Below are 11,620 nucleotides of genomic sequence, written 5' to 3' on the forward strand. Positions count from 1 at the left end.
GAGCTGTTGCCATATTTATCGCCGCTGGGTTGGGAGCATATTAATCTGACTGGCGATTATGTTTGGCGACAAAATAAAGCGACTGGGGCTGGACAGTTTCGATCGTTGCGATTATCTAAGATGCTGAAGTGATGTTCTGTAAGTGTTTTAGAGAAAGGCTTACAGCCTTAGCGTGCTATTTTGTCCGAATTCTGCGTTTCCCCCATCAGTTAACGATCGAATACGTTAGAGTAATAACACTTTAAATAGATTATACAAAAGTACTTTTGTATAATAGCAATATTTACCATAAGGTTTTACCTGCTAAAACAATGGAAGGGGGTTACTTCTCAACTATTATACAAAAGTAGTTTTATACATTTGTATAATGGTTTTAGAGCAGAATAGTATGTTCGACTTTTCCTTGTCTAGTCTACCACGATCGCACAATCTAGGGTTGGGGTTGCGTTAAACAAAGTGACTCTCGCATCAGGAAAACGTCTTTGAATAATAGCAATGAATAGTGTAGTGTTTAAGCCGAGCGACTTGAGACGACGCAAAAGCTTCGGCTAGCTGGCTCTCGTTCGCTGCCGAAAAGATCGTGACTCAATCATACTTTAATATTAAAGTAAATTAGTATCAAAGTATTTTTAATTATTTGTTTTAGCATATAATAGTGCAAATTTAAAAACGCAACCAATGCCAATTATCTCAACACTAGGACTGGCAGGGGGTCAGGGGAAAACGACCGTAGCCCTCATGCTAGGGCGATACTTAGGCAGATTGGGGATACCCGTTTTATTTATCGATGCCGATCCTCAATCGAGTCTGACTGCCTTTTTAGGCATAGATCTCCAGCAAAATCAACCAACGTTATTAGAAGTCATCACCCTATCTGATTCAAAACTCAGTGCGGTCGATGCGATCGTACAGGTACCTCCAACCACTGAAAAACCGATCGTTGACAATAGCAATCTGTTTCTAATTCCCGCCGACGATGGATTAGAAGCAGCCAACTACAAATTAGCCGCTGGTGGAATGAGTTTGTTTGCTCTGCGCCAAAGACTCGAACCACTCGAACGAGAGTTTGGCGCGATTATTATCGACCCCCCACCAGAGCGGAGTCACTTAGCACAAACCGCATTGGGAGCGGCGGATAAATGGTTGATTCCCGCCGAGGCTTCAACCAAAGGAGTGCAATCGTTAGTAAGGACACTAGCCTTAATCGAGGAGTTTAAGTCAGCCTTACCAGGACGAGAGCTACTGGGAGTAGTCCCATTTCGGGCAAAATGGGTAGGACGACAGCCAACCAAAATTACCAGCAGTAGTATTGAAGCGATGAGTACGGTAGCGGGTGCAGATTTAATGTTGTCGCATATTTTAGAGAGCGATGTGTTTAAACAGGCGATCGATAAGCAAGTTAGCCCAACAGATTTGGGAGCTGGGCATCTAGAATATCCGATCGAGCAAATCATCCAGAAACTCAAACTCAGTTTAGCCCCTAAATACCAAAAATTAATTAAGTTATGAGCCTCATCAATGACATCAAAAATCGTCAATCGCAACCAACAGTAACCGAGGCGAGAGTAGATATCCTAACAGAGACAACACAGATCGCCGATCTCCCACCCATTAATTCCCCGGCAACTCAACTAGACGAATTGAGAGGTTTATTAGCCCGATATCCAGAGATCGCCAAACAACAGCCGATCCGATTGCAGGTAGCGATCAAAGAGAAGATCGATGCACTCTGTCAACAGGAGAGCATCACGGCAGAAACTTTACTAGAGGCTCTGTTTACGATCGCTCAAGCGCAAGGTACATTGCCGAACGTGGTGAGTAGAGCGCAAGAGCAATTAAGAGTGCGAAAAGAGATGGGAAATCTCAAAAGCCGAATTACCCAACTAGGAAATTTGCTCAAACATAATCACTAATTGGCGTTGATGTCGATTCGGCACAGCCGACGCTCCGCGAACGACTCCAGGCACTGTCATCTCAAGCAGAAAACTTGGCGTGTTAATCTTCGAGCGGTCTTGATTTAAGCTAATTTACCCAAGGCGGTTTAAATTGCTGCGTGGCATGATAGCGATCGATAGCACTATCTATCGCGAGTTTTGGGTAATTAGTGGAGAAGTTAGTTCATCGTGAAAAATATCAGGATTCAAACCTGTAGCATGGGAATTGCGGCAATTATTAGCATTGGAGGAGTAGCGGGCTTCGCCACAGCACCAGCAGTCGCGGCTGATGGAGATCTATCTTGGCGCGATCGCAACCAAGTGCAAGCCGAGGTCAGCAGATTAGATCGAGAAATTACCACCAATCCTAACGAGCCAGATAACTACAACGAGCGAGCGATGCTCAAAGATAAGCTAGGCGACCGCCAAGGAGCCTTAGCCGACTACAATCGGGCGATCGATCTCGAACCAAATTTCACGACGGCTTATCTCCACCGAGGTTTGTTTAGAGCAAATCGGCTGAATTTCCCATTGGGTGCATTTTTAGACTACAACCGAGCGGTCGAACTCGATCCTACCTACGTTAAGGCATACCTCAATCGCGGCATTCTTCGTTGCAGCAAAATGAATGACGCAGACATCGGGATGGGAGATTTACGCCAAGCCGCTCGGCTTGCCAGACAGCAGCATAAAACCGATCTATATCAATTGGCAAATCGCGAATTGAGCAGATGCGAAGCTACCAGAAATACGCCACTCATCGTCGTAAAACCAGCAGCGTCGAAGATCGTTCCTCCAGTCGCTCGTCAACCTGAGCGACCAAAGCCAGTAGCAACCGCCGAACCTGTGGAACTTAACCAACCAGCTCTCAGGCTAGCGAGTAACAAGCGATCGTCGATCGCTACTCCTGTTGTCACAGAAACGAAGGTTTTAGGAGTGGTTGCCCCAAATGTAACAAAACCTAAAATTGCGGCTCAACCAGCAACACCGATTCTAGCTACCGTAGCACCAAAAAGTCAGTTCGAGCAAAGAGCAATCGCTGCTTACAAGCGGGGCGGCGATAAGTTCAAAGACAATAAGAAGGCGGCGATTGCCGAATACACCAATGCCATCGCCTTCAACGCGAACTATGCCGATGCCTACTTCAATCGGGGCTTGGCACGGAAGTTAACTGGCAACAAAGCTGGGGCGATCGCCGATTTGATTACCGCTGCAAATATCTATCGACAACAACAGCAACAGTCTAATACTGATGAGGCAATGTCCCTAGTTCGCGAACTCAAAGGTTACAAACCACGCCCAAAAAACTAGTTTTCCGACAGGATAGTTCAGGGAGCATCGACAATATTAGGATCGAGATTAATTGCACGATCCAGATCGAAATTTGCCCCTCGAACGTCATCGAGCAGATTACGTTTGAGCAGACTTCGTGCAAAATAAGCAGCAGCTAAATTGGGAGCGAGGGAGATCGCTCTGTCATAGTCAACCAATGCCCCCAACCGATCTGCAAGTTCCTGATGCTTGAGCGTACCGCGATTATAATAAGCTTCAGATAAGGTAGGATCTAGCTCGATCGCCCGATCGTAATCCGCCAGGGCACCTGAAATATCCATCAATTTAACATTCTTTAACAGTCCGCGACAGTTATAAGCCGGAGCAAAGTTAGGATCGACGCAGATCGCTAGATCGTAATCTGCTAGAGCATATTCAACATCATCAAGTCTGTCATATTTAATCAAACCGCGAGTGGTGTACGTCGAAGCATCGCGAGGGTTGAGGAGGATCGATAGATTGAGATCGGCTAAGGCTCCAGGAATGTCACCTAATTGCTGATACCTAAGCAAACCGCGATTGGCATAAGCAACGGCATAATCGGGGTCATACCTAACGGCTGAGTCGAAATCTGCCAGCGCACCCTGGATATCACCCAAATTCGCATACTTGAATGAACCGCGATAGTTATAGGATCTGGCATAGCCAGGATCGAGTCGCACGGCGCAGTCATAAGCAGCTAAGGCACGCTCATAATTTCCACTTTGGGATTGATGATTGCCGAGCGTAATATAGCTATCTGGGGTAATAAGGTAATTGTCTCGTTTTGACGAACGCTCTGACATAATTTTGAGGTTTAAGTAGTTCACTTATATCACAAATTCCGCAAGGGTATTGATGACCCGATTATTTCCTCGCTCCGATTGCTGTAGATGCGCTCGACCTCTATTCGGGATTGAGGTTAATCCCCAACTTCAGAGCCGGATTATTCGTCCACCGATCTCCAATATGCGTATAAATTGCCGTCGTCTTGGGATCGGCATGACCCAATAAATCCTGCACCTGGCGCAAAGATGCCCCATTTTGAATCGCGAGAGTCCCCGCTGTATGCCGTAGAGAGTGAGCCGAGAGAGTCCGTCCATCCCCATGCTTGAGGTTGAGTTCGGTGAGATAGCTATCGACAACGAATCTAATCCCCCGTCTCGACAAGCGGCGATCTTCTCGGTCTGGGTCGATTTGATGGCGGGGATGGTGAAGATTGATAAATAGCGGCGTAACAGCGGTAGTAATAAATTTAGCCTGTCTCCTGGCGAGTAAATAACGGTCTAGTAAATCCACCAAGTCGGGAATCAGCGGTACGACTCGTTGTTGTCGCTTACTCATCACGGTAATCCCCACCCCCGTGGGAGAGCGCACGATATCGCCCACATTAGCTCGATAAACTTCCATCGATCTTACCCCCTCCAATGTCATCAACCCCAACAAGAAGCGGTCGCGGAGGACTTTTATTGGTGTGGATTTAGTCAGTGGAGCTTGAAGTAAGGTTTGGGCTTCCGCCGCCGTGAGATAGGTAATCGAGTCAGCCGGATCGCCGCGTCGTTTGGGTGCTTTTACGCCCCAGACGGGGTTTTGAGAGAGCAGTCCATATTCCATCGCTGCATCGTACATCCGACTGATGGTAACTAATTTAAGGGCAATGGTAGCGGGTTTATATTTTTGTTGGACGAGATGATGACGGTAGATTTTAATCGCATCCCGCGTCACAGTTAGGGGTTGGAGTTGATTGGCTTCACACCAGAGCAAGTACTGTTTCGCTTCGCACCAGTAAGTGCGGATGGTTTCGGCACTAGCACCACCGGAAGCCACATCGAATTGGAGGAAGTTGGTAAATACCCTAATTAATTCATTGGCATCGAGGATGAAAGTGGCGGTGGTAGTGATTGAAGTAGTTGGTCGATCCATAGCTGCACGCCGTGAAATTTGGGAATAGTTTGGCGATCGATCATCCGAGTAATTTAGAAGATTTCATACTCGACATCTTTCGCTGAAAAATCTTCACTGTTTCGGGGCTTCTTTAAATATACCGCTAAGGTGTATTAGCGGTATATGTTTTTTCTGTAATTTATACCAGACATTGCTTAGAGCCGATTCTAAAATTTTGATGTTTTCGCTCGAAAAGCCAACAGATCCACCCCGATTTGAGGAGGTGGAAAAGTAAGATAATCTTCAGTACTGGGATAAATTTAAACTAGATCTGCCAAAGTATTAGTAGCAATCGCCTGATATTTATGACGGTTATCGTCGTAGCGAGTGAGAGTATTGAGATTGGTGTGACGACTCAAACCTTGAGCGGCTCGAATATTACCATCGCTGGCATCAAGATAGGCGGTGATGGCACTATGCCGAATCCGATGGGGAGAGACTATCTTATCGATCCCCGCTGCTGCACTAAACTCTCGCACCAAGCGATAAATAGTACTACCGTCCAGCCGATGTCCCTTACTGCGGCGATCGAGGCTGGTGAATAGAGGATCGGACGATCGATAGTTGTCTTTGACAGTCAACCATTGTGAGATCGCAGTTGTAGTTGCTGGCGATAGGTCGATCTGGCTTTTTTGGATCTTCCCCTTCCCCAAAATCGATAACCGCCCAGATTTGTCGAAATCACCCACATCCAGGCTACAGATTTCATTCCGGCGCAAGGCATTGTCCCAAAGCAATCGCAGGATGGCATAATCTCTAATACCTTTGATGGTGCTGCGGTCTGGAATTTGGAGCATCTGTTTAAACCCAGCTACAGCAATCCCTGTGGTATCACCATAACTTTCCACTTTCAAGCAACTCACATCGGCGAGATTGAAGCTACACTGCTCTGCTTGACGGGCGTAATCGACGAAGGATTTTAGGGCCGAAAGCCGGATGTTAATTGTGCTGGGGGCTAATTTAGCCTCAATCAGCAGTTGTCGGTACTGGAGGACTTGATAGACGGCTTCTGGCTGATGTAAGGAAAGGAATTGAGTGAGAAGGTCGTTGGATACTTCGCTGTCATAGTTACGACGACAAAAATCAGCAATCGCCTTGCTGTAGTTTCGCCTGGTATTGGCAGAAATTTTTAGTCGGAGGAAGTCAGCAAGAAGGTCTGAAGAACGAGTGACTTCAGGTGATTTGGGTACTGGAATGGGTTTGGATACGAGAATTCGCAGGGAACTCATAGGCAAGGCAGAGAGCGACTTTACTTGCTACTCAAACACCTATTCTAGCGCAAAATAAGAGCGCGACAATGAATTTTATCTTACCCACGTTGTCTCAAGTACTCGCCTAGAGGCACTTTCACGTTATGAAAGATTCTCCAACGTCAAACTACTACCCCTTGTCACTAAACCCACCCACAGTCGGCTCAAACACCACCCGACAAGTTCCGGTAGCCCCATTCCGATTCTTAGCCACATTAATTTCCATCAGCCCCTTAGCATCAGTAGTAGCATCATAATATTCCTCTCGATACAGCAACAGTCCTACATCCATATCTTGCTCGATATCGCCAGAGTCTTTAATATCAGCCATCCCAGGACGCTTATTAGCCTGACTCTCGACCCCACGATTCACCTGCGCCAATGCCACAAACGGGACATCAAACTCCTTGGCAATATCCTTGAAGGCTCCAGAGAGTTTACCCACTGCTTGCGCTCGATTACCTGCGGCTCTATCGCCTAACTTTTGAATATAATCCATCACAACTAATCCCAAATCACCTCGCTCAGATTTAACTCTTCTCAAAACAGAGCGCATTCGTGAGGGATTTTGAATGCTGGCAGGAGTATCATCAATAATTAACGGTAGTTGCTTTAATTTCTCTAATCCAGCTACCAATGCTTCATATTCATGCTCGTAGATCTCATTCCTAATTAACCGCTGAGAATCTATCCCAGAGTGCATTGCTAAGAATCGTTTGGTCAACTGAGACTTGGACATCTCTGCACTAAAAAAAACTACTGGTTGCTGTTGAGTAGTTGCTAGATAATTAGCCAAATAACATCCCAGCCAAGTTTTACCCATCGAAGCTCTAGCAGCAATCACAATCAGATCTTGCTTGACCAGACCTCCAATCAGTCCGTCTAAATCTCGCAATCCCGTCGGGTACAATGGTGGTGAATCTCGACCGATCTGATTGAATACATCAGTCAGACAACGTTCGATAGTTTCTGGTTGAAAACGGTCTGCTTTGTTGGTGCTAATATTGAATATCTTTTCTTCCGCTTGCTCCAGAGCTAGATCGATTGGAGTTGCGGTATCATAAGCTAGATCGGTAATAGCCTGAGTAGTAGCAATTAATTGACGACGTTGATATTTCTCTTGAACCAGACGCGCTAAATGGTCGATGTTAACGGCACTAACAGTCCGCTCTAACAATTGAACTAATTTCGCTTCGCCACCAATCTTCTTCAAGAGTTTATGGTCTTTGAGCCAGCTACTAACGGCTAGCAGATCTGTAGGCTGTTGCTGCTCGTATAGATTTAAAATTGCTCGATAAATAAGTTGGTGTGATTCTATATAGAAAGCTTCAGAACTAATGATATCGATAATTCTCAAGATTGCATGAGGATCTAATAGCACTCCACCTAAAATATTTTCCTCAACTTCGATATTCAATGGTGGTAATTTGTCAATCATCGTTCTGGAAGATATTATTTAATATTTTGAGCCGATCTAAGGAAATTAATTTAGTTGTAGGTTGTGATTCGACTGACACGGTAAATATCTCTTGCTGCGGTTGAGTGGTAATAGTTTTTGCCGCCGTCCACCCATCTTGAATGGCAGTAGCTAACCAACCACCAGGATTGGTAACTTCAGCTCTAGTCAGTTGGTCTTTGAGGGCAGTAATAGCAGCTAAAACTCGTTCCTCTGTCGCGGCTTTAATTCTTTTGGTTAGAGTACTATTGAGGGAAATATTTAACTGTGCTAGTTCAGCTTTGATTACGTCACTGACGGGTGATTTCTGCCTTTGGCTAATCGATGTAATATTATGAGCAGATCCTAAAAGTGAGCCTGTCTCCCCAGGTATTTTTATCTGTCCGGTTACTTGGATTTTTAGTTCTTCGTTCTCCACTGTCAATCTTTCTACCATGACTTGCATATCCTGAAGTTGGTAAAGTCTTCCTGCCATGCCCTCGTTTACTTTGCGTAATTTAGTTATTTCGGCTTCAAGTTTTTTAACTTTCTCTCTTAGCTCATTAATAATGACGATTTTAGAGGCATCAGAAGCAGTTTGAGGTTGATGGGGTTTTCCGGCTTGCTGCTGCTGATTTCTTAGCTCTAAAACTCGTACCTTAACCTCTGGATATTTATACAAGTAACTAATTGACACACCAGCTTCTCTCGCTACATTGGCAAAGCTCATCGGCTCATTATTTTTGACAAGCTGATTAATAGCTTTATCTAAATTTTCAGCAGCTCGTTGTTGCTTGGCTACCGCAGCAGCTTTGAGAGCAGCTATTCTCAAAGCCTTGCCATCCTCTTTAGACATCAAGGTTCGTCTCCAGAGTAGCAATGATTCTTTCTAGATTGGTTTTGACATCTTGGTTAACTTGAATCTGTCGCTCCCAACCGTTGGCTTGAACGACTTCTAATACTTGATTAGTCCTTTCTAGTTGTTGTTTATGTCGATCGAGAAATTCTATGGTAGTGCGAAAGTCGCTACATGTTAGACAGGCGTTACCTTTGTTGCAAGTTAATTGAGCGGGCAAGCTACAATAACCATTAGGTAAAGTTTCGGCTAGAACCTTCTTTTTTAACCATTGGAGGGATGAATCGTCATCTAATTCTGTAGTGAGTGATTGAATTACTTCGCCATTAATGTTGACAATCTTGGTACTGAGATATTTGTCTACTTCATTTCTGAGCGTAGAATCATGAATGTGGGCATATACTGATGTCATCGTTGGGGACATATGACCTAAAAAACGTTGGACTATGTGCTGTGGTACGCCATTATTAATCATCCCAGTGCCGACAGTATGCCGAAACTGATGGCTTTGAAATTTCCATCGCTTACCCGATCGATCGCAGATATCAAATTTATCAGCCAATATATTTAGATTGCGAACAAAAGCCTGACTTAGCATTACTGATGGTACCGGAGTGAATTTTTTCTGCCCCGATCTTCTCGCACAGAATAGATATTCATAATCTGTACTCAGACATTGTTTGATATACTCTTGTTGATGCTTAATAATCTGAGCGAGTTCTGGCGATATGGGTAGAGTAGTTTCACGTTTTGTTTTCAATCTCATAAACTGAATAAACCACCCACCCTTACTATCTTGTTTCAGACAATTTAATGGTAATTGGCACAACTCACCGATCCGTAGTCCACACTCTTGAATAACTAATACCATTCTCATTAATGGTTCTGGTAAGCTATCTAGGTGTTGGTTAAGGTTGTAGATTACTTCAGATGGAATATAGCGAGGTAATGGTTTTGTATCGTATTTAGAATAGTCTTCTTTTCTGATTAAATATGGCTGGAGTACAAACCAGCCATTAACGGTTCCAGTTTCAAATAGATTAGCTAGACTAACCAGCCGACTATTTTTTGCTTGTGATGATAATCCTTTTGATTGATTTTCCTCCATGTATGTTACGATGAGTGAGCGATCTATGTCCTCAAAACAATGTATTTCCGGGTGCGCTCTCAAAAAATATGAGAACTCTTTATGTCCGATGAGATTATGATTTAATAAACTCAGGCTTACTCCGCTACTAGCTTTATATTTAATAAATTTCTTACTGGCATTTTTGAGCCATTCTTGTTCGATGGGACGAAAGTTAATTACACTTTCTCCTCTTCGCTCGTGGATCGGAAAGTTTAAACCTAAATCCGATACTAACCATACGTCGTCATTACTACAAGGGCTAAAATAGTAAAGACATCTCTTACAATAGCATTTTTGAATACCATTACATATGGTGTTTTTAAGCTCCTCAGCACTGCCACATTGAGGACAGGTAATCGTTGTTGAACTAACGATTTGATTCTCTGGTGTTGGCGATCGATCTTGTCCGCTCTGATGTTGCATGACTATGCTCCTTAGTCGCTAAGTATTTGTCATATTCATTGCGTAAATCGTCTTCAGTTAAATGTACATAAGTATTCATTGTGGTCTGGATGTTGGGGAGCATCCCACTTTTTATTCGATCGGGACAAGTAAACCTTTTGTACTAGTGGAAGGATTAAGGAATTTACCTCTAGATCGAGCAGATCGAGCATAATGCTGAGATAATTAAAGCGAGTAAATTCAAGGTAATGTGATGACACCAGAAGAACAACAAGCAATTGAAGCACACAGTCAAGCTATTGCCGAAATTTTGTATAGAAATACAGCAAAAGAGCAACTAACTAGTTTGGGGAAAATAGAAGAAGCGGTAAGAGATGCCATGCAAGAACATGTGATGCCAGGAGTGGGAGTTTTTTTATCAAAAGTGTCACAAGAGAAAGTGGTGGATACAAAAGACAAATCAAAAGTATAATTGGAGAACTAGTAATCACTAGCAATCAAGCTGAGAAGTTGGATCTAAAAAGTCACTCACAAATTAGTCCATACTTGGAAGCATGTTGTTTAAGAATAAGCGCATCAATTTCTTACGAAAGGACAGCAGAAGAAGTAGAATACCTCACGGGCATGAAGATCTCAAAAAGCGCGCAACAAAGGTTAATTCACAAACAGAAATTTCAATTGCCATCCGCTGAGTCACCAGTGTCAGAAGTGAGTGTAGATGGAGGGAATGTTCGAGTCCGAACACCAGAAGGAGAGGCGTGTAGCTGGAAAGGATACAAAGCAGCAGTCTTACACGATCGACAAGCAATTGCCAGCTCATTTCAGGAAAATGGGAGCATAATTAATTGGGTGAACAATCAAAATTTAGCACCAATTCTTACTTGCTTAGGAGGTGGACATGATGGAGTTTGGAATGTTATTAAAGAATTTGCAACCGATCGTGAAAGAAGAGAGATTCTTGATTGGTTTCATTTAATGGAAAATCTCCATAAGATTGGAGGCTCTAATCAAAGATTATTCACAGCTAGAAGCCTATTATGGCGAGGAAAAGTTAATGAAACTATTGAATTATTTAGTGACTGTACTCTCAAACAAGCTGAGAATTTTTGTGCTTATTTAGAGAAACATCGTCACCGCATAATTAATTATGATTATTTTCAAGCCGAACAAATTTGTTCAATTGGCTCTGGCGCGATTGAATCTACAATTAAACAGATTGACCGTCGCACTAAAATATCTGGGGCACAGTGGAAATTTGAAAATGTTCCTCAAGTACTAGCCCATCGCTGTGCCTACCTTAACAGATTAATTAGCGATCGCTAAATAAAAAGTGGGATGCTCCCAAACCAGACGATAGTC

The 11,620-nt window shown here is 43.7% G+C and carries 11 protein-coding genes; 4 read left to right on the forward strand and 7 right to left on the reverse strand.

The genetic code is table 11. The features are described from left to right. Positions 1 to 678: 678 nt before the first annotated feature. The 3 genes from RMO35_RS22035 (at position 679) to RMO35_RS22045 (ending at position 3,245) form a co-directional block, all read left to right on the forward strand. A complete protein-coding gene (locus RMO35_RS22035) occupies positions 679 to 1,509 on the forward strand; it encodes a ParA family protein (protein WP_309744329.1) in 831 nt (276 codons plus the stop codon). Continuing rightward, entirely contained in the window at positions 1,506 to 1,913 is a 408-nt protein-coding gene (locus tag RMO35_RS22040) for a hypothetical protein (RefSeq protein ID WP_309744331.1), read from the forward strand. Before RMO35_RS22035 ends, RMO35_RS22040 begins: the two co-directional genes overlap by 4 nt. 210 nt (positions 1,914 to 2,123) lie before the next feature. Further along, the gene (locus tag RMO35_RS22045) at positions 2,124 to 3,245 is read left to right on the forward strand and encodes a tetratricopeptide repeat protein (RefSeq protein ID WP_309744333.1); all 1,122 of its coding nucleotides are present in this window, start codon (positions 2,124 to 2,126) and stop codon (positions 3,243 to 3,245) included. Between the two features lie 17 nt (positions 3,246 to 3,262). Here RMO35_RS22045 and RMO35_RS22050 read toward each other — a convergent pair whose 3' ends face one another. From RMO35_RS22050 to RMO35_RS22080, 7 genes are all read right to left on the reverse strand, one after another. Continuing rightward, on the reverse strand, positions 3,263 to 4,051 hold the full coding sequence (locus RMO35_RS22050; RefSeq protein ID WP_309744335.1) for a tetratricopeptide repeat protein: 789 nt from the start codon (positions 4,049 to 4,051) through the stop codon (positions 3,263 to 3,265). 100 nt (positions 4,052 to 4,151) lie between these two features. Next, positions 4,152 to 5,168, reverse strand: coding sequence for a tyrosine-type recombinase/integrase (locus tag RMO35_RS22055; RefSeq protein WP_309744337.1), 1,017 nt, complete (start codon positions 5,166 to 5,168; stop codon positions 4,152 to 4,154). Between the two features lie 281 nt (positions 5,169 to 5,449). Then, positions 5,450 to 6,409, reverse strand: a complete 960-nt coding sequence (locus RMO35_RS22060) for a tyrosine-type recombinase/integrase (protein WP_309744347.1) — start codon at positions 6,407 to 6,409, stop codon at positions 5,450 to 5,452. A gap of 160 nt (positions 6,410 to 6,569) precedes the next feature. Continuing rightward, entirely contained in the window at positions 6,570 to 7,877 is a 1,308-nt protein-coding gene (dnaB, locus tag RMO35_RS22065) for a replicative DNA helicase (RefSeq protein WP_309744339.1), read from the reverse strand. Further along, on the reverse strand, positions 7,870 to 8,730 hold the full coding sequence (locus RMO35_RS22070; protein ID WP_309744349.1) for a DUF6262 family protein: 861 nt from the start codon (positions 8,728 to 8,730) through the stop codon (positions 7,870 to 7,872). Before RMO35_RS22070 ends, dnaB begins: the two co-directional genes overlap by 8 nt. Continuing rightward, complete coding sequence (locus tag RMO35_RS22075; RefSeq protein WP_309744341.1) at positions 8,723 to 9,838, reverse strand: tyrosine-type recombinase/integrase; 1,116 nt, start codon at positions 9,836 to 9,838, stop codon at positions 8,723 to 8,725. The genes RMO35_RS22070 and RMO35_RS22075 overlap by 8 nt, the downstream gene beginning before the upstream one ends. Positions 9,839 to 10,226: 388 nt before the next feature. Beyond that, positions 10,227 to 10,361 (reverse strand): hypothetical protein, encoded by a 135-nt coding sequence (locus tag RMO35_RS22080; protein WP_309744343.1) that lies wholly within the window; start codon positions 10,359 to 10,361, stop codon positions 10,227 to 10,229. Between the two features lie 153 nt (positions 10,362 to 10,514). On the opposite strand from RMO35_RS22080, the gene RMO35_RS22085 reads away from it, so the two are divergent. Next, positions 10,515 to 11,584 (forward strand): ISKra4 family transposase gene (locus tag RMO35_RS22085; RefSeq protein ID WP_309744345.1). Its coding sequence is split into 2 segments (ribosomal slippage): positions 10,515 to 10,671 and positions 10,671 to 11,584, totalling 1,071 coding nucleotides; the frame shifts between segments, so codons are not numbered across the junction. The last annotated feature ends 36 nt before the right edge of the window (positions 11,585 to 11,620 follow it).

This window comes from Chamaesiphon sp. OTE_20_metabat_361 (assembly GCF_031364565.1).